The organism is Ruegeria sp. HKCCD6604, from assembly GCF_013110635.1.
GTDB lineage: Bacteria > Pseudomonadota > Alphaproteobacteria > Rhodobacterales > Rhodobacteraceae > Ruegeria.
This window is the reverse complement of the sequence record NZ_WVQW01000014.1, coordinates 24,285-49,339: the sequence shown is the minus strand read 5'-3', so window position 1 is coordinate 49,339 and position 25,055 is coordinate 24,285. Positions and strand designations below refer to the sequence as shown.

Genomic DNA, 25,055 nt, shown 5'->3' with positions numbered 1-25,055 from the left:
CGTGATGCCGTCAGGACCTGCCCGGACACCCCGCCCGAGTTTCGGTTTCGTTTCCGATGGCAGGTCTCCTGACTTGCGGGTCATCGCTTCGCCGACCTTCCCAGCCTTCGGGGCCAGTGGTGTTTCGGCATCGCTTACCGCTTACAGTTGCGGGGGCAGTCGCGGATTTGGTTGTTGCCTGCATGACCAGACATTACCGCACCGTGTTCCCTTTTCATCCCGACCCCTTGTGGAGGCCGGAAACCATCACACAACCGCTAGCGTTTGAGCACGCATCGAGTCAAGCCGATCTTTTGGCCGGACGCTTGGTCATGCTGGATACGATGTTGGTTCATGCATAGTGTCGAGGGCGTTGAGGTTCGGAAACCGGATTTACCAAGCGCAAAGCCAGAGATCATGTTGGACACAGAGCAAACGGTATTGACCGAAGAGTTTCGCTTTCCGTCCGGGCAGAAAACACTGTCTGCCCGGTTGTACAGCCCGCTGACCTCGCCCGAAATCGTCGTCGTGCTGAACAGTGCAACGGGTGTGCCGCGCGATTATTACCGTCATTTCGCACGATGGCTTGCTGCCAAGCAGGGTATGGCCTGCCTGACCTATGACTATCGCGATTACGGGCATTCCTTGACTGGCCGCCTGAAAGACTCGCGTGCGACGATGACGGATTGGGCCTTGATCGACATGCCCGCGGCAAGGGCGGAAATGCGCAGACGGTTTCCCGATTCGCAGCATTGGACCATCGGTCATTCGATCGGCGCGATGTTGGGGCCTGTGCAGCCGGATATCGATCTGATTGATCGCATGATCTGTGTGTGTTCGGGGCTGGTAACCCTAAGCGACCACCCGTGGCCCTATCGGGGTTTGGCAGGGTTGTTCTGGTATGGCCATGCGCCGCTTTTGGCCCGAGCCCTTGGCTACCTTCCCGGAAAGGCGATCGGGTTCGGCTCGGATCTGCCGGCATCGGTCTATTGGCAGTGGCGCAAATGGTGTACCGCGCCTTTGAATTATGTGCCTGAAATCGGGCATGAGTTACCTGCGGCGCAGTGGAAGGATTCTGGAACGCCCGTGGATTTGTTCACCTTCGAGGACGACCAGATGGTGCCGCCGGACGCGGTTTGGCGGCTTGCGGATCTTTACGGCCCCGATGCCAACCGCCACCTGCTGAGCCCCGCCGATTTCGGGTTGCCCGAAGTTGGTCATATCGGAGCATTTGCCCGGCGCAATGCAGCGGTTTGGCCGCGACTGATCGCTTGATCAGACGCGGCGCAGAACGGGCCAGGCCCCGACCCGCCATCACCGGTTGCGAAGTTTCTTTTCCTTCATGACGCCACGGACCATCTTGCCGAACGCTTTGTCCCGCGCCCGGGACTGCGCGACGGTCTCAGAATTGCGCTGATCTTCGCGCCAAAGCTTGCGCCACCGGTCCAATCGAGCCGGATCAAGCATGCCGTGGCTTATTGCCTTTTGCACGGCACATCCGGGCTCGGAGCTGTGCTGGCAATCCGAAAAACGGCAGTCCCGGCTCAACTCGGCAAGGTCCGAGAAAACGTCGTCGATCCCATCCTGAGCGTCCAGCAGGCGCAACGCGCGCATTCCAGGTGTATCGATCAACCAGCCGCCGTTGCGCATCCGGTGCAGTGCGCGTGCGGTCGTCGTGTGTCGGCCCCGCGCGTCATCCTCGCGAATGTCCGAGGTGGCAAGATCCTGATCGGTCATGTTATTGGCAAGTGTCGTCTTGCCAACGCCCGACGAACCAACCAGCACTCCGGTCTGGCTTTTGGGGCACCAGGACAGCACCTTTTCAACCTCTGCCGGGTCCAGTGCGTTGATCGTCAGAACCGTCAGGAACGGGTCCAGTGATTGCACCTGTCCCGAGAAACTGTCAGGGTCCGCCGATTTGTCGGCCTTTGTCAGAACGACGACCGGGTAACACCCGGCCTGATACGCAAGCGCCAGATATCGTTCCAGCCGGGGCAGGTTGAAATCGGCATTGCAGGAGCTGACGATGAACAGCACATCGACATTGGCTGCGATCAGTTGCATTGCGGCGCCTGTACCGGCGGCGCGTCGGTGCAGCAGGCTGCGCCGGTCGAGCAAATGGCGCACGCGTTTGTCGTCATCGGCGAGAACCCAATCGCCAACAGCATAGCTGCCGGTCGTTTGATCGGGGGTCAGCAACGGGACTTCGCCGTCAGGGTTCAGCCCGATCAGGCGGTCCCGATGAACGGAAGTGATGCGAAAAGGTGTGCAGGAAGGATAAGCCGCGTGTTGCGCAGCAAAGTGAGAGGACCATCCCAGGTCCGAAAGTGCAAGAAACATTGGTTTGCCTGTCGTCAGAAACAGCACTCCCGACGGATGGCAATCGCTCATCCCCGGGTCATGTGTTCAGGCAGTCAGTCGATACCGTGAGGTCAGAACCGTGCTGCCCGAAGGGTCTTTGCTACAATCATAAAGCCCTCCTGCGGCCAAGGTTCGTAAAGTGAGAGGTTGGACATCGACCCAAGCGGGGCTCGTTGTGGCTGCTTCCTTCCGGACCTGACCAGGTTGGCGAGGCGCTCGCCCGCGCCAACCTCTCGACTCTGGATATAGGGAAGGCTTCGGCAAAAGACAACCCGTCAGAGCGTCAGCCGAATGCGTGCAAAACCGTTTTCGTCAGGGTCCAGAATCTTGGGGGCAAACCTGTTCAATTCGTCGACATACTTCAAAGCACCGGGACCGGTCCGAAGAATGGTCGTCATCCCCGATTTCGGCATCAGAGAGAACGGGTAAGGTTGCCGGGCCAATGGGTCGGGTGGCAGGCGGTGCGTCATGTAGTCCCGCAAAATGTCCCGGATATCCAGCGGGGGCAGATCGATGGCCGGGGCCGATGACACATGCGGGAAATGTCCGCCCCCGCTTGCGCGATAATTATCGAGCGCAACGACAAATGCCTGATCGGGTTGCACGGCCTGGCCTGCGCAAGTCAGATGATGCACCCGCCTGTGGCCGGGATGGATCATTTGCCCCCCGACATCGTAACGCGCCGGTTGCGACGGGTCGATCTGATAGGACAGGCCAAAGATGACATCGAAATTGTATCCCGCCCGATCCCGGTCGAACAGCTCTGCCTCGGCGTCGGGGAATTGTTGGTTGAATGCGCTGGCTGACATCTCCAACCACTCCAGCAGCTGCGCGCCCGTGATCTGAACCGCGCGCAACTCGTTGGGAAAGACATGCAGGTCCGCCACGTGACGCAGACAGATTTCACCGGGCGGCACGTCCGTATAGTGCTTGGGGCCAGAGCGTCCGCCGCATTTGGCCGGTGACGCGGCTGACAACAGCGGCAGCTCTGCAAGCGTGGTGCCGTGTAAAAAAGGGCGCAACGCGGCTGCCTGTGCGGCTGCCACAAGCGTCAATCCACGATCCGGCGCACAGAAACTGAAATAGCTGTGCAATGTGTCCGAGACGCGCGCAACGGGCGCGGCCATGTCCTGACGGGTCTGCTGATGTGCGGGTTCAACCAGATGCGCGATTTCCAAATCTTCGCCAATCGCGGTGCCGCCCACCGAAACCGGGCGCAATTCGGCGTGGCTGTCGACAACACGCAGCCCCGACTGGGGCTGTAGGGTAACGGCCAGATCGATTACTCCAAGATATGCGCCTGCCGAGCCGGGCATGACAACCGGCGTTCCATGCACCAACCCTTTCACGTAATCCACATTCGGGGTTTGCGCGCCGATGCGTGCGGGAAGGTTCAGGTGAGTGTGCCCGGCGACAACAGCGTCGATGCCCTCAATCGCGGCCAGGGGAATAACGGCATTTTCAGTGTCGGTCGCTGCGTCCGGGTGTCCAAGCCCGGAATGAGCGAGCGCCACGATCAGATCGCACCCCTTTTCGCGCAAGATACGCGTCAGGGACCGTGCCGCGACAACGATGTCGTCCGCCGCTACGGTTTCGTTCAGATTGTGTTTTTCCCAACGCGTCGTCTGCGGCGGCAGAACCGAAAACACGCCGACGCGAATGGGCACATCCTTGTTTCCCACTCTCACGACACGGTCAAGGATCGTAAAACGCTGCCATGATTGTTGTTCTCCGGACCGATGAAGATTGCCGCACAGAACCGGGCACGGGGCTTGTGCAAGGGTCTTGTCCAATGTCGGCAGCCCGAACCCGAAATCATGGTTGCCCAGACCAATCGCATCATAGTCCAGCGCCTTGAATGCCTGCATCATCGGGTGGGGATTGTCGTTCCGAACGGCCCATTCGCCCATCGGCGTTCCCTGAAGCGAATCCCCGTTGTCGAACATCAGCACCAGCGCGTCTGTGGCCTCGTGTCGGGCCTTGCGGATCAGGCTGGCGGTGCGTGTCAGCCCAAGCGTCGGGTCCGGTGTGTCCGCGTAATAGTCAAAACCGGTCAGATGCATGTGCAGGTCGGAGGTGGCAAGAATACGAATACGCGCACGGTCTTTTGTGGGTTGAACCTGCGTCGATGGGTTTTGCTTCACTTTTTTTGTTCTGCTTTTGAATGTGGTAATGGGCTAAAATCATCAAAGCGCAGTCTAGATGATTTTTCCGAGGCCGCCATGCGGCTTTTCGGCGGCGCGTCTCTGCGTTTTGCGTCTTGAATTGCCATTGCAACAGGGCCTGAGACATGGCAGCCCTGTGCGCAAGACCAGAAGGAATTCCAATGAAAAACGCAGAGCAGGTGACTTTCGGTGGCTCGGGCCTGAATCGGGCAGCGCATCTTCGTGGGGATTCAGAGAAGCTGGCCGAGATGGCGCGCGACCCTGCTGCGCGATGCATATTGCTGTGGCGAGGCAAGCTTTTGGTCGTGGGCGCGGCGCTGGATCAGCTTGCCCTGACGCAGATGACCCACCCGCTGGTATGCGATGGCCCCGGCGGCGTGATCGAAGCACCGGTTTTTCTGGGCCTGAACGCAGAGGGCGCACCCCTGTTTGCCGCGGATATCTCGGCCTGGGGGGCAGAGGGATTGGATCTGACCGGCCTGGGAGAGTTCGTGGACAGATCCGAACAGCAGCACCCGGATTTGCCTGAAGGGCATGTTTTCGCCGAGCTTCGCCGGATCATGGCGCGATTGTCGCCTCGTGATGCCGAACTGGCCGCATCCGCCAAGGCGGTTGTCGGTTGGCACGAAACACATCGCTTCTGCGCTCGCTGCGGCGCCGCCAGCGATATGTCGCAAGCGGGATGGCAGCGCAGTTGCCCGTCATGCGGCGGGCAACATTTTCCGCGCACGGATCCGGTTGTGATCATGCTGATTACGCATGGGGACAATGTGCTTATGGGGCGGTCTCCGGGTTGGCCCGAGGGAATGTTTTCCTTGCTGGCGGGATTTGTCGAACCCGGCGAAACGCTCGAAGCGGCGGTGCGCCGCGAAGTGATGGAAGAGGCAGGCGTACCTGTTGGCGCGGTGTCTTACCTGTCCAGCCAGCCCTGGCCGTTCCCGGCATCCCTGATGTTCGGATGCGCCGGCGAGGCCCTGTCGCGCGACATAGTTATCGATCCGGTCGAGATCGAAGAGGCGATGTGGGTCAGCAAATCCGAAATGATGCAGGCATTTGCCGGCGAACATCCCCGGTTGTTGCCGGCTCGCAAGGGAGCTATCGCTCATTTTCTGCTTCAGAACTGGCTTGCGGATACGCTGGACTGAGGAAAAACTGGTGAAGCCATAAACAGCAAAGGTCATAATGCAGTTTTCAGCGCGCGAAGATATCGAAGCCCCGATCAATTCGGTGTTCGACATGGTGTCGGATTTCGAAAGGTTCGAACGTATGGCGATGCGTCGTGGTATCGACGTGCGGCGTCTGGAGGCTGATGCAATGGTGGTTGCCGGCACTGAATGGAAAACCGAATTCAAGTTGCGTGGAAAGCCGCGCAAGATGTCGGTGGTGATGACGGATTACGACAAGCCGTCGCAAATGCGGTTCGAGGCGGCCAGCAAAGGGATGACCGGCCTGACGACAGTTGATTTTCTGGCCCTGTCTCCGCGCCGGACACGCCTGAGCATCGAAATGTCCTTGGCCGCAAAGTCCTTGCCCGCGCGGTTGCTGTTGCAGTCCATGAAGCTTGGACAGTCAAAGTTCCGCAAGCAATTCCAGGTGCGGTTCAGCGAGTTTGCGCGTGAACTGGAGCAGCGTCACCTGCACGGGGCGTGAACGGCGTCTGCTGGGCTGATCGGGGCAAGGATTGGAAAAGAAACCGCAGATGTCGCACATCATTTTTCTGCATGGCGCATCAAGCAGTGGTAAATCGACGATCGCGCAGGCTTTGCAACAGAAGATAGCGAAGCCGTTCTGGCATATCTCGATCGACCACTTGCGAGATTGTGGTGTTCTGCCGCTGGATCGCTATCGCCGTGGCGAGTTCGATTGGTCCGACGACCGATCGGCAGTCTTTGATGGGTTTCATCAGTCGCTGGCTGCCTACGCGGCCTCGGGCAACAATCTGATTTTGGAACATATTCTGGATACGCCGGGGTGGGACAAAGATTTGCGCGACCTTTTCCGCCCGTTTGATGTTCTGTTCGTGGCTGTCCATTGCCCGGTTCCCGAGCTGAACGCGCGCGAACGATTGCGCGGCGACCGCCCGGTGGGAAGCGCCCAACGGGACCAATCCATGATCCATGCTGGTAGAGTTTACGATATCGAGATTGTTTCGATGGACGGCATTGAGGCCAACGTGAAGGCAATTCTTCAGGCATGGCGCAGTGACCTGCGCCAATCGGAATTCAGCCAGTCTTTCACGTGACCTGTCAGCCGCGAGGATGGGCCGCAGGGTAGACGCCAAGAACCTCGACATTGGTCGTGAAGTGTTCCAGTTCGTCCATTGCCAGCTGCACGTTGCGGTCTTCGGGATGTCCAACGATATCCGCATAAAACTGCGTTGCAGTGAAGGACCCGTCGACCATATAGCTTTCCAGCTTGGTCATGTTGATCCCGTTGGTGGCAAAGCCACCCATGGCCTTGTACAGCGCGGCCGGGATGTTGCGGACCTGAAACACGAAGCTGGTGATCATTCCATACTCACCCCGACGTGACAGATCCGCCTCTCGTGACATGACAAGAAAACGGGTCGTGTTGTCGTCATTGTCCTCGATATGGCGGGCCAGCACGTTCAGGTCGTAGATTTCAGCCGCAAGCTCGCTGGCCAGAGCGGCGGAATGCAAATCCCCGATTTCGGCCACTTCGCGCGCGGCGCGGGCATTGTCGGGACTGACACGGCCGCGAATACCGTGTTCTTTCAGAAAGCCGGAACATTGCGGCAGCAGCACCAGATGCGAATGCGCTTCGGTGATGTCTTCCAGTTTTGCGCCGGGTACACCAAGTAGGTTGATGTGAACACGCACGAACGCTTCATCGATGATGTGAAGCCCGCTATGGGGCAACAGCCGGTGAATATCGGCAACCCGACCATAGGTCGTATTTTCGACCGGCAGCATCGCCAGATCGGCCGCGCCCGAGCGAACTGATTCGATCACATCCTCGAATGTGCGGCAGGGCAGGGCCTCCATTTCGGGTCGTGCGTTGCGGCAGGCCTCGTGACTGTAGGCGCCGGGTTCGCCCTGAAAAGCAATGCGATTGGTCATTTGGTCGATTCCATGCAACAAGTTCGCGATTTGGTCGTTTCGTCGCGGTGTCTATACCTTGCCTCTCGCAAGTGGAAGCCTTAGACACCTGCGCAGACAGCTGAAATGGACACGCGATCAATGTTCGACACGATGACAGTTACGAAGGCCGCCGCAGGCCTGTTCGGCACTTTCCTGGTGCTGCTTCTGGCCAAATGGGGGGCTGACATCCTCTATTCTTCCGGTGGCCATGGCTCGGCTGAGGCCGCCTACATTATCGAAACCGAAAGCTCGGGCGAAAGCGCCGACGGCGAAGAAGTGGTCTTTGAAGATCTGCTGGCCGCCGCTGACGTTGAGAAGGGCGCGAAAGTATTCCGCAAGTGCACCGCGTGCCACAAGCTGGAAGACGGGGCGAATGGAACCGGCCCTTACCTGTATGGCGTAGTTGATCGCCCGGTTGCCTCGGCAAAAGGTTTCACCGGTTACTCAGCCAGCATGCAGGCCCATGGCGGCAACTGGACGCCCGAAGCGCTGGATGCCTTCCTGGAACGCCCAAGCGCCTATATCTCGGGAACATCGATGAGTTTTGCTGGCTTGAAAAAACCTCAGGACCGCGCGGACTTGATTGCTTATCTGCAGACAATTGGCAACTGATTGCCTGAGAGACCATTGAAGTTCAGAGCCGCTGCCCCGCGCAGCGGCTTTTTTTGTCTGAAGGGAACTTCACAAAGCGCTCACGCATTCTAAACTTGAAACTGTCAGCGTTGGCACTTTAGCTAGCGTATGCGACATAAAAGATTACAATAACCCAGAGGATGAGCCCCATGATATCCCTAATGCCTGCTGCACGTGATCTTAAGGTCAGGCCATTGGCTGGCATATTCGGGCTTTGTGCTGTTCTGCTCTCACCGCAAGCCGCTTTGGCATTGGATGAGGGGGTTACCCGCAGTCATGGATATTCGTATTTCGGCAATCTGGATTACACTGCTGACTATCCACATCTGAATTACGTGAATCCAGATGCGCCCAAAGGTGGTGAGTTGTCCTTGGCGGCTTCGGGGACGTTCGATTCCCTGAATCCCTATTCCCGCAAGGGGCGCGCAGGCGCCTTGACGACGCTGCAATATGATCGCCTGTTCGAAAGCTCTGATGACGGTGTCGGGCAGTATTACGGCGTGCTGGCGGAAAGTCTGGAATATGATGAAGGGCGCAACTACGTCATTTTCCATTTGCGACCCGAAGCAACCTTTTGGGATGGCACGCCGGTGACGGCCGAGGATGTTGTCTACAGCCACCGCCTGTTCATCGAACAGGGCCTGCCTTCGTACGCCCAGGCCGTGGGCCGCATGGTGACGGGGGCCGAAGCGCTGGATGATCACACGGTCAAGTTCACGTTCAATCCGGAAGTCACACGCCGCAGTTTGATCGAGACCGTTGGGTCGACCCCCGTCTTTTCGAAAGCATGGTTCGAGGCGGACGAGTCCCGGCGTCTGGATGAGCCGCGTCTGGAAGTTGCGGTCGGCTCGGGCCCCTACAAACTCGACAGCTATGACATCAATCGCCGTATCGTTTACAAGCGACGCGACGACTATTGGGGTAAAGATCTGCCATTCAATGTTGGTCGTAACAATTTCGATACCATTCGCGTCGAGTATTTCGCCGATCAGACAGCGGCGTTCGAGGGGTTCAAGGCCGGTGAGTACACGCTGCGGATTGAAAGTGATCCCAAGCTTTGGGCGACGGCGTATGATTTTCCGAAGCTGAACGAAGGAGTGATCGTACGGGACGAGATACCGGATGGCAGCCCGCCAACACCGTCAGGCTTCGTCTTCAACCTCGGAAAACCGCAGTTCTCCGACAAAAACGTACGCAAGGCCCTTGCCTTGGCCTTCAATTTCGAATGGGCAAATGAATCCCTGCTGTTTGGTCTGAATTCACCGCGCAATTCCTTTACACAAGGCACCCCGCTGGAAGCGCAAGGCCTGCCCGAGGGCGATGAACTGGCGTTTCTTCAAGCGCTGGGTGAGGTTGTGCCCGAGGACCTTCTTTCAGAACCTGCCGTGACGGTTCACGAGTCAAACCCCGCGCGCCTGAACGATCGCAGAAATCTGCGAAAAGCCGCGAAATTGCTGGACGAGGCCGGGTGGCCTGTCGGCGATGGCAACGTGCGGCGCAACGCGGAAGGACAGACGCTCAAGGTGGATTTCCCCTATCCTTCAAATCTGCCGACTTCGACGGCCACGATGATTGAAACCTATGTCCAGAACCTGCAAGCCATTGGCGTGGATGCGTCGGCGGAAAAGGTTGACCCGGCGCAATACACGCTGCGCAGCCGCGAGCGGGACTATGACATGGTCTATTCCACACGTTACGGGTCTTTTTTGTCGACCGGTGGCGGGTTGAGTCAGATGTACGGCTCGGAAGAGGCCGCATTCAGTCTTTTCAACCCGGCCGGATTGGCAAGCCCATTGGTTGACGCAATCATCGAAGCATCCTTTGATACCGACAATCAGGCGGATCAGGACACGGCGTTGAAGGCGTTGGATCGCGCTTTGCGGTACGAGTTCTTCGTGATCCCCGTAGGATACATCGCTGACCACTGGGTGGCATATTACGATATGTATGAATACCCGGAAAACCTGCCGCCTTATTCCTTGGGCTATCTGGATCTGTGGTGGATCAATCCGGAAAAAGAGGCCGCACTGAAAGCGAAAGGCGCGCTGCGATAACATGGGCGCCTATATTCTAAGACGTTTGTTGCTGATCATCCCGACCCTTCTGGGCATCATGATCGTCAACTTCACGCTAGTACAATTCGTGCCTGGCGGACCGGTCGAGCAGATCATTGCCCAGATCGAAGGTCAGGGGGATGTTTTCGCCGGTTTTGCGGGTGCGGGCGATGCCGGCGCGGGGGCAGAGCCGGCGGGCGGCGTTTTCGACGACAAATATGTCGGTGCGCGGGGCCTGCCGCCCGAGTTCATTGCTGAACTTGAAAAGGAGTTCGGCTTCGACAAACCGCCCTTGGAACGTTTTCTGATCATGATGGGCAACTATCTGACGCTGGACTTCGGCGAGAGCTATTTCCGCTCGATCAGCGTGATTGATCTGGTGCTCGAGAAAATGCCGGTCTCGATCTCGCTGGGCCTGTGGTCAACGCTGATTGCCTATCTGGTTTCGATCCCTCTGGGCATTCGCAAGGCGATCAGGGACGGTTCGCAGTTCGACACGTGGACCAGCGCAGCGATCATCGTGGCCTATGCGATCCCTGGCTTCCTGTTTGCCATTCTACTGCTGGTGCTTTTCGCCGGTGGATCCTATTGGCAGATCTTCCCGCTTCGGGGGCTGACATCCGACAACTGGGACAGCCTGAGTCTCTTTGGCAAGATCGCAGATTATTTCTGGCATATCGCGTTGCCGACCATTGCGCTGACGATCTCGGCCTTCGCGACACTGACGCTGCTGACCAAGAACTCTTTTCTTGATGAAATCAAAAAGCAATATGTCATGACCGCCCGCGCCAAAGGCCTGAGCGAACGCAAGGTGCTGTATGGCCATGTGTTCCGCAACGCGATGCTGATCGTCATAGCCGGATTTCCGGCTGTGTTCATCGGCGTGTTCTTCGGAGGTTCGATCATCATCGAAACGATCTTCTCACTTGATGGTTTGGGACGTCTGGGTTTTGAAGCCGCCGTGGCGCGGGATTACCCGGTGATTTTCGGCACGCTGTTCATCTTTGGCCTGATGGGGCTGGTGGTCGGCATCATCAGCGATCTGATGTATGTGCTGGTCGACCCGCGCATCGATTTTGAAAAGCGGGAGGGGTAAATGGCATTGTCCCCCCTGAACCAGCGCCGCTGGAGCAACTTTCGCCGAAACAAGCGCGCCTTCTGGTCGTTGATCATCTTCGCCGTGTTGTTCGGCCTGTCGCTGTTTGCCGAGTTCATCGCCAACGACAAACCGATTCTGGTGAAATACCGGGGCGAGTTTTACATGCCGGTCTTCAACTTCTACGCGGAAACCGAATTTGGCGGAGACTTCCAGACAGAGGCGATCTATCGCGACCCCGAGGTTCAGTGCCTGATAGACAGTGGCGGGCTTGAGCAGTGTTTTGACGATCCCGAAGGCATTATCGAACAGATCGACGCCGGCACGTTCCAGGCGGAGGGGTTCGAGCGTGGCTGGTCGCTTTGGCCGCTGATCCCTTATTCCTACAACACGTCTGTGGACCGCCCCGGGGCCGCACCTTTGCCGCCCAACGGCCAGAACCTGCTGGGCACCGATGACACCAAGCGCGATGTGCTGTCACGGGTGATTTACGGCTTCCGCTTGTCGATCCTGTTCACGCTGTTGGTGACGGGCGCTGCCAGCCTGATCGGTGTTTTTGCCGGTGCCATACAGGGTTTCTTCGGCGGTTGGCTGGATCTGATCTTTCAGCGGATCATCGAGATCTGGTCAGCGACACCATCGCTTTACGTCATCATCATCATGTTCGCGGTATTGGGGCGAAGTTTCTGGCTGCTGGTCGCGTTGATGATCCTGTTCAGCTGGACCGGGCTGGTTGGCGTGGTGCGCGCAGAATTCCTGCGGGCGCGAAACCTTGAATATGTGCGCGCTGCACGGGCACTGGGTGTGGGCAACATGACCATTATGTTCCGCCACATGCTGCCCAACGCAATGGTTGCCACGCTGACCTTCATGCCCTTCATCGTTACGGGCACCATTGGCGGGCTGGCTTCGCTGGATTATCTGGGTTTTGGTCTTCCGGCTTCGGCCCCTTCGCTGGGGGAGCTCACCTTGCAGGCAAAACAGAACCTTCAGGCCCCATGGCTGGCCTTTACGGCCTTTTTCACCTTTGCCATCATGCTGTCCCTGCTGGTCTTCATCTTTGAAGGCGTGCGGGATGCGTTCGATCCCAGAAAGACCTTCTCATGAGCCTGCTGGATGTAAACAACCTGAAGGTCTCGTTCCGGCAGGACGGTCAGATCAGTGCTGCGGTTCGGGGCGTGTCATTCCATGTCGATCGCGGGGAAACCGTGGCGCTGGTGGGCGAATCCGGATCGGGCAAATCTGTGACCGCGCTCAGCACCGTATCTTTGCTGGGCGACAGCGCGATCGTTGAAGGGTCCGTCACCTATGACGGGCAGGAGATGATCGGCGCCTCGGAGCAACGCCTGATGGATGTGCGCGGCAATGACATCAGCTTCATTTTCCAGGAGCCGATGACATCGCTGAACCCGCTGCACACGATCCAGAAGCAGATGGCGGAATCGCTGGCCCTGCATCAGGGGGTCACGGGTGATGTCGCGCGCGAGCGGATTCTTGAACTGTTGAACAAGGTCGGTATCCGCGACCCCGAAGACCGGCTGGACAGTTATCCGCACCAGTTGTCGGGCGGACAGCGGCAGCGCGTGATGATCGCCATGGCGCTGGCGAACAAGCCGGACATCCTGATCGCCGATGAACCGACAACGGCGTTGGATGTAACCATTCAGGCACAGATCCTCGAGTTGCTGGCCAGTTTGCAGAAATCCGAAAATATGGGGATGCTGTTCATCACCCACGATCTGGGCATCGTGCGGCGCATCGCCGACCGGGTTTGCGTGATGAAGGATGGTGAGATCGTCGAGACCGGCGCGACCGCCGAGATCTTCGACAACCCGCAGCACCCCTATACCCGCAAGCTCCTGGCCGCGGAACCTTCGGGTCAGCCAGATGCCGTTGCAACAGATGCCGAGGAAGTCGCGCGCACCGATCACCTGAAGGTCTGGTTCCCGATCCAGCGCGGGTTTCTGAAACGCACGGTCGGCTATGTGAAGGCGGTGAATGACGCCACGCTGAGCGTGCGCGCGGGTGAGACCTTGGGGATCGTGGGCGAAAGCGGGTCGGGCAAGACCACGCTGGCGCTGGCGATCATGCGTCTGATCGCGTCCGAAGGCGGCATCACCTTCCGCGATCAGGATGTTCGAAAATGGTCCACGCGAGAGCTGCGCCGGCTGCGCAAGGATATGCAGATCGTGTTTCAGGACCCGTTCGGCAGCCTCAGCCCACGCATGACCTGTCAGCAGATCATCGCGGAAGGTCTGGCCATTCACAACATTGATCCTCATCGCGCGCCGCGCGAGCTGGTCGCTGAGGTGATGACCGAAGTGGGCCTGGATCCTGCGGCGATGGACCGGTATCCGCACGAGTTTTCGGGCGGTCAGCGTCAGCGCATCGCGATTGCGCGCGCGATGGTCTTGCGCCCCAAGCTGCTGGTTCTGGACGAACCGACCAGCGCGCTGGACATGACGGTTCAGGTTCAGATCGTCGATCTGCTGCGCGATCTGCAAAAGAAATACGGGCTGGCGTATCTGTTCATCAGCCATGACCTGAAAGTTGTGCGGGCGATGTCGCACAAGGTGATCGTCATGCGAAACGGAGATGTGGTTGAAATGGGCACGGCCGAGGATTTGTTCGAAAATGCCCAGACCGACTATACCCGCGAATTGATTGCTGCGGCGGGCTGAAATCAGCCCGCCACCGTCAGTCCATCAGGCGCTGGCTTTCTCTTTGGCCGCCGTTTTCGGCACCGGCCCGCGCAGTTCTTCATAGTGATCAAAGCTCAGCTTGACCCACCCGGTTCCGCGCGTGGCACTGGCAAGAGTGCGATGCAACTCATCCTCGGCCACGGCGGGAATCAGGGCGTTGAAAATCTCCCAGCCTGATGCGTTTGGGTTGCCCTCAAATCCCAGAACCTGCCCTTGCAGAGAGCTGATCGTCGGCACGAGGTCGCCGACAAAATCAGAAGGCAGGTGGATTTCGGCGTTCAGGATTGGCTGCAAAACAACGGGCTTGGCCTGTGGCAGCGCTTCGCGCACGGCGTTCTTGCCCGCGGTGCGGAAGGCATAATCGGAACTGTCCACGTTGTGATGTTTGCCGTCATGCAGCGTGACCTTCACATCCACCACCGGAAAGCCCTCGGGGCCTTGCTCCAGCGCGTCTCTGGCGCCCTGTTCCACGGATGGGATGTAATTCTTGGGCACCGCGCCGCCCTTGACCACCTCTTCGAACTGGAACCCTGATCCGCGCGGCAGCGGCGCGACCGAGATCACGACATCCGCGAACTGCCCAGCCCCGCCGGATTGTTTGCGGTGTCTGTGGCGATGTTCGACAGGTGTTCGGATGGTTTCGCGATAGGCGGTTTCGACCGGGTCGGCTTCAATCTCGATCCCGAAATCCTCGGCCAGCTTGGCGGTCATGCGTCGCATGTGCTGCGGACCTTGAGACCCAAGAACGGCGTGGCCGGTAAGCTCATCCTGTTGCAGGTGAAGGCCGGGGTCGATCTCGGCCAGGCGGCTCAGGGCGTTTGACAGGCGCACATCGTCCCGCTCATGCGCGGGCGAGACGATCTGACGATGCGCCACCGGATGCGAGGCTGCCCATTCCGGCAGTTCCGTCGCCGAATTGCTGTCGTAGATGTAGCCGGGGTTTAGGTGATCGGATTTCACCGCCAGACCAATCTGCCCGGCCTCCAGCGTGGCGATCTGGGTTTTGGCATCCAGCGTTGTCAGATTGCCGACGGTCTCACCGCCCAAGGCCTCATGGGCTTGCACGCCGTCCCCCAGGCCGCGCAGAACCACGATTTTTCCGATGTGCTTTTTGACATCCGCAAAACCGGCAATGGCGCGGGCGCTGTCTGCGGCCTCGTCGCGCCCGGCGGCGATGTCAAATTCGGGGGCTTCGTGCCGCAGCGCCTTCATCAGACGCGTCAGCCCGTTGCCGTGACTTGCGGCACCCAGACAGGCGGGAATCAACTGATGGTTCTGCAAAACCTGTGCCGCCAGATCATAGACCTCGTCACTTGGCGGCTGTTTGTCTTCGATCAGCTGTTCCAACAGGTTGTCATCGAAATCGGACAGGGTTTCGAGCAGCTCGGTTCGCGCTTCCTGCTCGCGGTCTTCGACGGATTGAGGCAGTTCGATCAGGGCCGAGGGCTGGCCCTCCTGATATTTCCAGGCCCGTTCCGAGATCAGATCAACCGCCCCGATGATCGTATCCCCTTCGCGGATCGGCACCTGACGCAGGGCAATGTGGTGGGTGCAGTATGTTTGCAGAGCGGCGATGATATCGCGGACGCGGCCATTGGGGTTGTCCATCCGGTTGATGAACAGAAAACAGGGGATGCCGGCCTCTTCGACCAATCGCAGGTAGGGCGCGCACAGAACGGCGGCATTCGGGTCGGGGGGCACCACGACCACGGCGGCGTCCGAAATCGCCATTGCAGGGCCGACATAGGCCAGTGCATCGCCGCCCCCATCGACGTCGATCGCGCACCAGGGCTCGTCCAGGTAAGAAAAACCGTGCAAATGCACGGTTCCGGAAACATCGAATGTGGTGGGGCGCCCGTCGAGGCGGCTGATGGCCTCGACAAGCGTAGATTTGCCCGATTGGCTGGGCCCGAGGACGGTGAAAACGCGCATGAGTGTTGTCCCTCTTTCAGGTTGCAGATTGGCTACACGAAAGGGACCGACCGACGCGTTGGCGCCGACAAGGATTGTCTGTATTTTGCCCGCCTCAGACCGCAGAGCGAGACGCCGCCCTACAACATGAGTGTGGGAAAAACCGCAGGCGTGCGTCAAGCCCCTGATGTGTTTTGCGCGTCACGGGCCGAATGTTGCCCGCCGAAAAAGGGTCAGATGGCCGAGCTGTGCCCGGCTTTGCTGAGGTCATAGGCGTCAAAGCTGCGGGCGATCATCCGGGTCAGCGCCCGCGCTTCGGGCGGTATGAAAAGCCCGGCTTCGGTGATTTGCAGCATTCCGTCGAAAGATGCGTTGGCTGCGCGGTACATCTCGTCCAAGTCAGAGGCCGAAATATCGTGATCCCGCAGGATTTCCGCCGAGTCGATCTTGAAATCGCACATCAATGCCTCGATCAGGCGGGCACGCAGAATGTCCTGACCTTTGAAGAGGTGACCTCGGGATGTCGAAAACTGCCCATCGCGAATGGCTTTGGTATGGGCAGAGGTGGCCGGAGCGTTCTGCGCGTAGCCTTGCGGGAAACGAGAGATCGAGCTGGCCCCGACACCAATCAGAAAATCGGCCTGATCGTCGGTGTAACCCTGGAAGTTCCGCTTGAGGCGGCCCGCGCGCAAAGCGTGTGTCAGACCGTCATCCACAGTGGCGAAATGGTCGATACCGATCTCGGCATAATTGTCCCAAAGGAACAAACGTCGGGCCGTGTCGAACAGTTCAAGACGCTGTTCCGGTGTGGGCAGGGCGTCCGACGGAATCAGCTGCTGCCGCTTGGCCATCCAAGGCACGTGGGCATAACCGTAAAGTGCCACGCGATCCGGGTTGAGCGACAGGAGTTTCTGCACGCTTTCCGTCATGCGCGCCTTGGTCTGATGTGGCAGACCGTAAAGGATATCCGCATTCAGGCTGGTGATGCCACGTTCACGGATCATGTCGATGGCGTCGCGCGTGGTGTCGTAGCTTTGAATACGGCCTATTGTTTTTTGGATTTCGTCATCGAAATCCTGCACCCCAATCGAGGCGCGGTTCATGCCCGCGTCTGCCAGCGCATCCAAACGCGCCTCGTCAATCTCGTTCGGGTCGATCTCGACCGAGAATTCGGCATTCGGCCCCATGGGCACGATACCCAGGATGTGTTGTGCCAATTCGCGCATCAATTGGGCGTTCAGCAATGTTGGTGTGCCGCCGCCCCAGTGCAGGCGCGACAGAACCACTCCTTCAGGTAGACGTGCCGCCAGAAGGTCCAGTTCGGCCTTCAGAACATCGACATAGGCGATTACCGGATTATCGGTTTGTGTCCCTTGTGTTCGGCAGGCACAGAACCAGCATAGCCTGCGGCAGAATGGGACATGAATGTACAGCGAAATTGCACTGCCGGGTTTGATCCCGGAAATCCAGTCGCCGAACATATCTGCTCCCACGTCGTTGCTGAAGTGGGGGGCGGTGGGGTAGCTTGTGTAACGCGGTACTTTCGCGTCAAAAAGTCCAAGCTTTGCCAATTGTGGTTTCACTATCATGGCGATACCCTTATGCGACAGGCGACACAGGTGCTTTGATGGAGATCAAGTGGGAACGCGCATGACAGTAAAAGCACAATTTGACCATTCAAATTGCGGAGATTGCCCGATTCGTCATCGCGCCGTCTGTGCCCGTTGTGATGCCGATGAGCTGGAAGAGCTTGAAAGCATTAAATATTACCGAAGTTTCGAGGCTGGTCAGACGATCATCTGGTCTGGGGATCAGATGAGTTTTGTCGGCTCGGTTGTGGCCGGAATCGCATCGTTGACCCAGACAATGGAAGATGGCCGCACCCAAATGGTTGGTCTGCTGCTGCCAAGCGACTTCGTTGGCCGCCCGGGTCGCGATACTGCGCCTTATGATGTTCAGGCCACGACGGATGTCGTGATGTGCTGTTTCCGCAAGAAACCGTTCGAAGAGTTGATGGACCACACCCCGCATATCGCCCATCGTCTTTTGCAGATGACTTTGGACGAGCTTGATGCCGCCCGCGAGTGGATGCTGGTTCTGGGGCGCAAGACGGCGCGTGAGAAGATTGCCAGCCTGCTGTCGATCATTGCGCGCCGGGACGCTTCGGTCAGCCAAAAGGGTCTGACTGGATCTATCGTGTTCGACCTGCCCCTGACCCGAGAAGCAATGGCGGATTACCTGGGTTTGACATTGGAAACGGTCAGTCGCCAGATATCAGCTTTGAAAAAAGACGGGGTGATCACACTTGAAGGAAAGCGACACGTGACCATCCCCGATCTGGGCCGCCTGATGGAAGAGGCAGGTGACGATTCGGATGGCGGCTTTCCGGTCTGACGCGAACGGTTTTTGACCGCCAACAGCCGTCGCGGTCTTGTTCGCAGGAATGTCTGATTCAGGAGATCGACATGGAATTTACCAGTTTTTTGGCAATGCTTTTGGTCGGCGCAATCGCCGGTTGGCTTTCCGGAAAGATTATGGAGGGCAGGGGTTTTGGTCTTTTCGGAAACATAGTTGTCGGAATCGTAGGTGCGTTTCTGGCGGGGTTGATTTTTCCGGCGCTTGGATTCGCCGTTGGCGGCGGCCTGCTGTCATCTATTCTCTTCGCAACAGCAGGTGCCGTAATCTTGTTGTTCCTGATAGGCCTGATCCGCAGAGGATGACAAAAGCCGCCAAGTCGGGCGGCTTTTGAAGGGCGGATCAATGAGCCAGGAATACCGGTACGGTAGACTGCTCCAGCATGTTGCGTGTTGCGCCGCCCAGAATGGCCTCGCGAAAACGGGAATGACCGTAAGCGCCCATGACGATCAGATCTGATTCTGTATCGGATGCGTGGCGGTTGAGAATATCCGACACGCGCGTCATGCTTTTGCTCAGCACATCAATCTCACATTTGACCCCGTGTCGCGCCAGCATCTGTGACAGCATTCCGCCTGGATCAGACCGGTCCGGCCCATGGCGGGGCGGATCGATGACCACGATTCGGACCAGCTCGGCCTGTTTCAGGAAGGGCAGGGCGTGACGAATGGCGCACATGGCCTCTACGCTTTCGTTCCAACCTATCATGATATTGCGCGGCACCGTCAGGGGCTCGGCGTCGTCCGGTACGACCAGAACCGGGCAATGCCCCTCGAACATGGCGGCTTCGATGATCGGCTCGGCCTCGGCAGCGCGGTCTTTGCCATAAGGGTGCGGCAGGACCACCAGATCGGAAAACCGTGCCCGATGCGCAACATGGCGTCCGATATCGGCAATCTGCGCGACGCCGTGCTCGGCGGACCAGCGAACGCCGGACTTGCCAAGGTAGTCATTGGCAAAGTTCAACAGCTCCTGGGCCTCGGCATTGGCCCGGCTCAGTGTTTCCTGAACGATAAGCGCATTGGCACCAGCATAGTAATAACCTGTCTGACTGCGATCGACGCCAAGGCACAGGGCTTCGGCATGTGCATCCTGCGATTCTGCCAGGGCCACCATCTGCGCCAGAGCGGCGGGTGCCGTCTGCGTTTCGGTCATGACAGTGAGTAGTGATTTGTAAGTCATTGCGACCTCATGATTCGGGCATTTGGTCTCATGTGACCAGTCGGCCTATTTCCTCTACAATGCGTGTCACAGAAAACGCAGAACTGTCTTGATACAGATCAAAGCAGTAACAGCTGCCGTGCTTCAGAACGGCAGCCAGTCAAATGGGTTTCGCGCGTACAAGAATCAAAAACGCGCGGGGCATGGCAAAGGGACGCAATATGTCGAATTACATCAAGCTGATCGTGCTTGGTCTGATCGCGCTGTTTGCAGCGATCGGAACCAATTATGCACGCGATTTGGCGTATCAGGTACATGCACTGCTGGTGATGCTTATCGCCAGTGGCCTGTTTATCTGGACGCTTCGAAACACTGACGAGCCAGATATTCTAGTCGATCGCTCGGGCGAATACATGGATGACGTGATCCGCTATGGCGTGATCGCAACCGCCTTCTGGGGCGTGGTCGGGTTTCTGGCCGGGACCTTCATCGCGTTTCAGCTCGCCTTTCCGGTGCTGAACTTTGAATGGGCACAGGGGTATCTGAATTTCGGTCGTTTGCGTCCGCTGCATACGTCGGCAGTGATTTTTGCCTTTGGTGGCAACGCGCTGATCGCAACGTCGTTCTACGTCGTTCAACGTACCAGCGCCGCGCGTCTTTGGGGCGGCAATCTGGCCTGGTTCGTTTTCTGGGGCTATCAGCTGTTCATCGTGCTGGCGGCGACGGGCTATGTTCTGGGCGGAACGCAGTCCAAGGAATATGCCGAGCCTGAATGGTATGTCGATCTGTGGCTGACCATTGTCTGGGTCGCCTACCTGGCCGTGTTCCTGGGCACGATCGTCAGGCGGAAAGAGCCGCATATCTATGTGGCCAACTGGTTCTACCTGGCCTTTATCGTCACCGTTGCGATGCTGCACCTGGTCAACAACATGACCGTTCCTGTCAGCATCTGGGGTTCGAAATCGGTCATCGTCTGGTCGGGCGTACAAGACGCCATGATCCAGTGGTGGTACGGCCACAACGCGGTGGGATTCTTCCTGACTGCCGGCTTCCTGGGCATGATGTACTATTTCATCCCGAAACAGGCCGAACGCCCTGTATTCTCGTACAAGCTGTCGATCATCCACTTCTGGGCACTGATCTTCCTGTATATCTGGGCCGGTCCGCACCACCTGCACTATACCGCGCTGCCTGACTGGGCTTCGACGCTGGGCATGGTGTTCTCGGTGGTCCTGTGGATGCCGTCCTGGGGTGGTATGATCAACGGTCTGATGACTCTGTCGGGCGCATGGGACAAGCTGCGCACTGACCCGGTGATCCGGATGATGGTGATCTCGGTCGGCTTCTACGGCATGTCCACCTTCGAAGGCCCGATGATGTCGATCCGCGCGGTGAACTCGCTGTCGCACTACACAGACTGGACCATTGGTCACGTGCACTCGGGCGCGCTGGGCTGGAACGGCATGATCACCTTCGGTGCGCTGTACTTCCTGGTGCCCGTCCTGTGGAAGCGTGAGCGTCTGTACTCGCTGCAGATGGTCAGCTGGCACTTCTGGCTCGCCACCATCGGCATCGTGCTTTACGCCGCGTCGATGTGGGTCACCGGTATCATGGAAGGCCTGATGTGGCGCGAAGTGGATGCCAACGGCTTCCTGGTGAACTCGTTCGCCGACACCGTGGCTGCCAAGTTCCCGATGTATGTGGTGCGTGCTCTGGGTGGCGTGATGTTCGTCGCCGGTTCGCTGATCATGTGCTACAACCTGTGGATGACTGTGCGGAAAGCGCCGGCCAAAGAGGCCAGCCTGACCGTCGCGGTCCCGGCTGAATAAGGAGGGCCGGAGCAATGGCAATTCTCGACAAACACAAGATCCTCGAGACCAACGCGACCCTCCTGCTGATCTTCAGCTTTCTGGTCGTGACCATCGGCGGCATCGTTCAGATCACCCCGCTGTTCTATCTTGAGAACACAATCGAAAAGGTGGAGGGCATGCGCCCTTATACCCCTCTCGAAATGGCGGGGCGCGAGATCTATATCCGCGAAGGCTGCTATGTCTGCCACAGCCAGATGATCCGCCCGATGCGGGATGAGGTCGAACGCTATGGCCACTACTCGCTGGCGGCGGAATCGATGTACGATCACCCGTTCCAGTGGGGGTCCAAACGGACCGGACCGGATCTGGCGCGTGTCGGTGGCCGCTATTCTGACCAATGGCATGTCGACCACCTGCGGGATCCGCAATCCGTTGTGCCGGAATCCGTGATGCCGAAATACGGCTTCCTCGAACACCGCAAAATTGACGGCAAGTACATCGGTGATGTGATGGCCGCCAATGCCCTGGTCGGGACGCCCTATTCCGAAGAGATGCTGGAAAACGCACAAGCCGACTTCCTCGCTCAGGCTGACCCGGACAGCGACTATGACGGGCTGCTGGAGCGCTATGGCGACAAGGTCAACGTGCGCAACTTCGACGGCCAGCCCGAGTTGACCGAAGCTGATGCGTTGGTTGCCTATCTTCAGATGCTGGGCACGTTGGTCGATTTCTCGACCTTCACCCCGGACGCAAGCCGCTAAAGGAGGATCGTGATGGAAGAATACACAATTCTCAGGCAGTTCGCGGATAGCTGGATGCTGCTGCTGTTGTTCGCCTTCTTCGTTGGTATCGTCATCTGGGTTTTCCGCCCCGGTGCCAGCAAGGAATACAAGGACACCGCCAACATCCCCTTCCGGCATCAAGATAAACCCGCCACATCCAAGGAGGCGCGGCAATGAGCAAGACACCTGAAAAACAGCCGGGTGATCCGAATACAACCGGGCACAGCTGGGACGGGATCGAAGAGTTCGACAACCCGATGCCGCGCTGGTGGCTGTGGACCTTCTACGCCACTATCTTCTGGGGCGTGATCTACACGATCATGTATCCAGCATGGCCCCTGGTGCAGTCGGCAACCGCCGGCGTCATGGGATGGTCTTCACGGGCTTTGGTCCAGCAGGAGATGGTCGCATTCGAAGAGGCAAATGCACCCTGGAACGCCAAACTGGTAGAAACACCATTGGAAGACATCGCGAAGGACGCTGAGCTTCAGCAATATGCCGTGAACTCTGGCGGTGCCGTGTTCCGTACCTGGTGCGCACAGTGCCACGGTTCCGGTGCGCAGGGCGCGCCGGGTTTCCCGAACCTGCTGGATGACGCCTGGCTGTGGGGTGGTACGATGGAGGATATCGTCTACACCGTCAGCTATGGTATCCGGAACGAAGAAAGTGACGATGCGCGCTATTCCGAGATGCCTGCCTTCGGTGAAATCCTGGAGCATGACGAAATCACGCAGGTGGTTCAGTATGTCATGTCGCTGAGCAACGCTCAGACCGATGACGCGGCGGCACAGGCGGGCAAGATAGTCTTCGAAGACAACTGCGCGGCCTGCCATGGTGAAGATGGCAAAGGTGACATCTTCCAGGGGGCGCCGAACCTCACCGACGCGATCTGGCTTTATGGCGGTAGCGAAGAAGCTCTGACCGAAACTGTGACTTACAGCCGCTTTGGTGTCATGCCGCCCTGGGATACCCGACTGACCGAGGCGCAGATCCGTGCGGTTTCCGCCTATGTCCACCAGTTGGGTGGTGGACAGTAAGACCTAGAGGGCACCTTCGGGCGGTTGGCCGCCCGAAGGCTGTAGCACCGGCTGTTCCATCTGTTCGCGCGTTTCCTGAACAGCCGGTGCTTTTTTACACTGAATTCCTGTTGTTTTGCCATTCCGTTCTTTGCAACGACGGCCGATCACCCGCGTTCGGGCAGGGCTGACCCGGGGCTGCGACAATTGGTCGGCACTTGGAAAACTGCATGTACCACGTGCAGCTGGTATCGCGCCACAAGTAGATTTTCCGCCAAAATAGGCTGAAAATCGGCTAAAATACCTGATCTCCGGTGCCGGCAAGATGGGCTGATCTTCAAAAGATGTTTGCTCGATGCGCTTTTTGACCCATGTCAAAGTTCGCCTAGGCATGATCTGGAACAAGACGTCTTCAGAAGACCCATTTGTGGAGCCAGCCAGTGAGCGATTCCGATCCCGCCCCCAGCCTTTACGCCGCGCGTGAGCCGATTTTTCCAAGACGTGTTTCGGGGCCGTTTCGAAACCTGAAATGGATCATCCTCATCGTGACACTGGGCATCTACTATGTGACACCCTGGATCAGATGGGATCGCGGCCCCAGCCTGCCTGATCAGGCTGTCCTGCTGGATCTTGCAAATCGACGTTTTTATTTCTTCTGGATCGAGATCTGGCCGCACGAATTCTACTTTGTCGCTGGTCTGCTGATCATGGCAGGTTTGGGTCTGTTCCTGTTTACGTCCGCTCTGGGTCGCGTTTGGTGCGGATACGCATGCCCGCAAACCGTCTGGACGGACCTGTTCATTCTGGTCGAGCGGTGGATTGAAGGTGACAGAAACGCCCGCCTGCGCCTGCACCGTCAGGAAAAGCTTGATTTCCGAAAGGCTCGCTTGCGGGTCACCAAATGGGCGGTCTGGTTTCTGATCGGTTTGGCGACAGGTGGTGCCTGGGTGTTCTATTTCGCGGATGCACCTACGCTGGCCCGTGATCTTGTGACGGGCAACGCGCATCCCGTTGCCTACACGACGATGTTGATCCTGACGGGTACAACCTTCTTCTTCGGCGGGTTCGCCCGCGAGCAGATCTGTATCTATGCCTGCCCATGGCCGCGCATTCAGGCGGCGATGATGGATGAGGACACGCTGGTTGTCGGCTATCGCGAATGGCGGGGTGAACCGCGCGGCAAAGGCAAGCGGACGGCCGATTCTGAATTGGGGGATTGCATCGACTGTATGGCCTGCGTGAATGTCTGCCCTGTCGGAATCGATATTCGGGATGGCCAGCAGCTGGAATGCATCACCTGTGCCCTTTGCATCGACGCGTGTGATGACATGATGGCCAAGATCGGAAAGCCACGTGGGCTGATCGACTACATGGCGCTGAGCGATGAAGAGCATGAGCGATCCGGCGAGCCCGCCAAGAATGTCTGGAAGCACATTCTGAGGCCGCGTACGATCATGTACACCGCATTGTGGGCGCTGGTCGGGTTCGGGCTGTTGTTTGCACTCTTCATCCGTTCTGACATCGATCTGACTGTTGCACCGGTCCGCAACCCTACTTTCGTCACCCTGTCGGACGGTACAATCCGCAACACCTATGACGTTCGACTGCGCAATAAGCACGGTGAGGACCGTCTGTTCAAACTGTCTTTGGCGGGCGATCCGGCGATGCGACTGGAAATCGAGGGAACCAAAATCGATACTGTGAATGTCACGGCGGATACGGCACAATTGACCCGTGTATATATCGTGGCCTCCCGCGATAGCGATCCGGCCGCAGCAGAGGCGACGCCAGTACGGATCTGGGTCGAAGACCTCAGCAGCGGCGAACGCGCCTACAAGGACACCACGTTTAACGGACGAGGGAACTGA

22 protein-coding genes, 1 other RNA gene and 1 riboswitch are annotated in these 25,055 nt (G+C 58.3%); of the genes, 16 read left to right on the top strand and 7 right to left on the bottom strand.

Annotation, left to right across the window (positions count from 1 at the left end; genetic code table 11):
- Positions 1–40: 40 nt before the first annotated feature.
- Positions 41–263: riboswitch (cobalamin riboswitch) on the bottom strand.
- A gap of 70 nt (positions 264–333) precedes the next feature.
- Positions 334–1,254: a hypothetical protein gene (locus GS614_RS20800; RefSeq protein ID WP_371809426.1), complete on the top strand. Its 921-nt coding sequence runs from the start codon at positions 334–336 to the stop codon at positions 1,252–1,254.
- A gap of 39 nt (positions 1,255–1,293) precedes the next feature.
- On the opposite strand, the gene rsgA is transcribed toward GS614_RS20800, so the two are convergent.
- The 3 genes from rsgA to GS614_RS20785 all read right to left on the bottom strand — a co-directional run bounded on the left by rsgA (position 1,294) and on the right by GS614_RS20785 (position 4,484).
- Positions 1,294–2,370, bottom strand: coding sequence for a ribosome small subunit-dependent GTPase A (gene rsgA, locus GS614_RS20795; protein WP_253285483.1), 1,077 nt, complete (start codon positions 2,368–2,370; stop codon positions 1,294–1,296).
- Positions 2,371–2,477: 107 nt separating this feature from the next.
- Positions 2,478–2,576, bottom strand: an RNA gene (ffs, locus tag GS614_RS20790) — signal recognition particle sRNA small type.
- Positions 2,577–2,615: 39 nt separating this feature from the next.
- Entirely contained in the window at positions 2,616–4,484 is a 1,869-nt protein-coding gene (locus tag GS614_RS20785) for a bifunctional 2',3'-cyclic-nucleotide 2'-phosphodiesterase/3'-nucleotidase (protein WP_171727226.1), read from the bottom strand.
- A gap of 182 nt (positions 4,485–4,666) precedes the next feature.
- Between GS614_RS20785 and nudC the strand changes: the two genes are divergently transcribed.
- From nudC to GS614_RS20770, 3 genes are read left to right on the top strand one after another with little or no spacing between them, the layout of a single operon-like run.
- Positions 4,667–5,650, top strand: coding sequence for an NAD(+) diphosphatase (gene nudC, locus GS614_RS20780; protein ID WP_171331854.1), 984 nt, complete (start codon positions 4,667–4,669; stop codon positions 5,648–5,650).
- A 37-nt stretch (positions 5,651–5,687) separates the two neighbouring features.
- Complete coding sequence (locus GS614_RS20775; RefSeq protein ID WP_171727225.1) at positions 5,688–6,155, top strand: SRPBCC family protein; 468 nt, start codon at positions 5,688–5,690, stop codon at positions 6,153–6,155.
- A 49-nt stretch (positions 6,156–6,204) separates the two neighbouring features.
- The gene (locus GS614_RS20770; RefSeq protein WP_171727224.1) at positions 6,205–6,747 is read left to right on the top strand and encodes a chloramphenicol phosphotransferase CPT family protein; all 543 of its coding nucleotides are present in this window, start codon (positions 6,205–6,207) and stop codon (positions 6,745–6,747) included.
- A 4-nt stretch (positions 6,748–6,751) separates the two neighbouring features.
- Here the strand turns inward: GS614_RS20770 and GS614_RS20765 are convergent, their stop codons facing one another.
- On the bottom strand, positions 6,752–7,585 hold the full coding sequence (locus tag GS614_RS20765; protein WP_171230657.1) for a prephenate dehydratase: 834 nt from the start codon (positions 7,583–7,585) through the stop codon (positions 6,752–6,754).
- A 120-nt stretch (positions 7,586–7,705) separates the two neighbouring features.
- Between GS614_RS20765 and GS614_RS20760 the strand changes: the two genes are divergently transcribed.
- From GS614_RS20760 to GS614_RS20740, 5 genes are all read left to right on the top strand, one after another.
- The gene (locus tag GS614_RS20760) at positions 7,706–8,218 is read left to right on the top strand and encodes a cytochrome c family protein (RefSeq protein WP_152459925.1); all 513 of its coding nucleotides are present in this window, start codon (positions 7,706–7,708) and stop codon (positions 8,216–8,218) included.
- 170 nt (positions 8,219–8,388) lie between these two features.
- Complete coding sequence (locus tag GS614_RS20755) at positions 8,389–10,293, top strand: extracellular solute-binding protein (RefSeq protein WP_171727223.1); 1,905 nt, start codon at positions 8,389–8,391, stop codon at positions 10,291–10,293.
- 1 nt (position 10,294) lies between these two features.
- On the top strand, positions 10,295–11,389 hold the full coding sequence (locus tag GS614_RS20750) for a microcin C ABC transporter permease YejB (RefSeq protein ID WP_171119857.1): 1,095 nt from the start codon (positions 10,295–10,297) through the stop codon (positions 11,387–11,389).
- Complete coding sequence (locus GS614_RS20745) at positions 11,390–12,496, top strand: ABC transporter permease (RefSeq protein WP_171727222.1); 1,107 nt, start codon at positions 11,390–11,392, stop codon at positions 12,494–12,496.
- Entirely contained in the window at positions 12,493–14,070 is a 1,578-nt protein-coding gene (locus tag GS614_RS20740) for an ABC transporter ATP-binding protein (protein WP_171119855.1), read from the top strand. The genes GS614_RS20745 and GS614_RS20740 overlap by 4 nt, the downstream gene beginning before the upstream one ends.
- 24 nt (positions 14,071–14,094) lie before the next feature.
- On the opposite strand, the gene GS614_RS20735 is transcribed toward GS614_RS20740, so the two are convergent.
- Both GS614_RS20735 and hemN read right to left on the bottom strand, forming a co-directional pair.
- Positions 14,095–16,023: an elongation factor G gene (locus GS614_RS20735; protein ID WP_171727221.1), complete on the bottom strand. Its 1,929-nt coding sequence runs from the start codon at positions 16,021–16,023 to the stop codon at positions 14,095–14,097.
- 212 nt (positions 16,024–16,235) lie between these two features.
- Positions 16,236–17,591 carry an oxygen-independent coproporphyrinogen III oxidase gene (gene hemN, locus GS614_RS20730; protein ID WP_171727220.1) on the bottom strand — a complete coding sequence of 452 codons (1,356 nt, stop codon included), beginning with the start codon at positions 17,589–17,591 and terminating at the stop codon, positions 16,236–16,238.
- 61 nt (positions 17,592–17,652) lie between these two features.
- On the opposite strand from hemN, the gene fnrL reads away from it, so the two are divergent.
- Together fnrL and GS614_RS20720 are read left to right on the top strand one after the other, a co-directional pair.
- Positions 17,653–18,396: a transcriptional regulator FnrL gene (gene fnrL / locus GS614_RS20725; protein WP_152459193.1), complete on the top strand. Its 744-nt coding sequence runs from the start codon at positions 17,653–17,655 to the stop codon at positions 18,394–18,396.
- A 71-nt stretch (positions 18,397–18,467) separates the two neighbouring features.
- Positions 18,468–18,722: a GlsB/YeaQ/YmgE family stress response membrane protein gene (locus tag GS614_RS20720; RefSeq protein ID WP_171207014.1), complete on the top strand. Its 255-nt coding sequence runs from the start codon at positions 18,468–18,470 to the stop codon at positions 18,720–18,722.
- Between the two features lie 37 nt (positions 18,723–18,759).
- On the opposite strand, the gene GS614_RS20715 is transcribed toward GS614_RS20720, so the two are convergent.
- Positions 18,760–19,599: a universal stress protein gene (locus GS614_RS20715; RefSeq protein WP_152459191.1), complete on the bottom strand. Its 840-nt coding sequence runs from the start codon at positions 19,597–19,599 to the stop codon at positions 18,760–18,762.
- Between the two features lie 200 nt (positions 19,600–19,799).
- On the opposite strand from GS614_RS20715, the gene ccoN reads away from it, so the two are divergent.
- The 5 genes from ccoN (at position 19,800) to ccoG (ending at position 25,055) form a co-directional block, all read left to right on the top strand.
- Positions 19,800–21,407 (top strand): cytochrome-c oxidase, cbb3-type subunit I, encoded by a 1,608-nt coding sequence (gene ccoN, locus GS614_RS20710; protein WP_171364683.1) that lies wholly within the window; start codon positions 19,800–19,802, stop codon positions 21,405–21,407.
- Positions 21,408–21,421: 14 nt separating this feature from the next.
- Positions 21,422–22,150, top strand: coding sequence for a cytochrome-c oxidase, cbb3-type subunit II (ccoO, locus tag GS614_RS20705; RefSeq protein ID WP_152459189.1), 729 nt, complete (start codon positions 21,422–21,424; stop codon positions 22,148–22,150).
- Positions 22,151–22,162: 12 nt separating this feature from the next.
- A complete protein-coding gene (locus GS614_RS20700) occupies positions 22,163–22,348 on the top strand; it encodes a CcoQ/FixQ family Cbb3-type cytochrome c oxidase assembly chaperone (protein ID WP_050605006.1) in 186 nt (61 codons plus the stop codon).
- Positions 22,345–23,208, top strand: coding sequence for a cytochrome-c oxidase, cbb3-type subunit III (gene ccoP, locus GS614_RS20695; protein ID WP_171727219.1), 864 nt, complete (start codon positions 22,345–22,347; stop codon positions 23,206–23,208). The genes GS614_RS20700 and ccoP overlap by 4 nt, the downstream gene beginning before the upstream one ends.
- 419 nt (positions 23,209–23,627) lie before the next feature.
- A complete protein-coding gene (gene ccoG / locus GS614_RS20685; RefSeq protein ID WP_171727217.1) occupies positions 23,628–25,055 on the top strand; it encodes a cytochrome c oxidase accessory protein CcoG in 1,428 nt (475 codons plus the stop codon).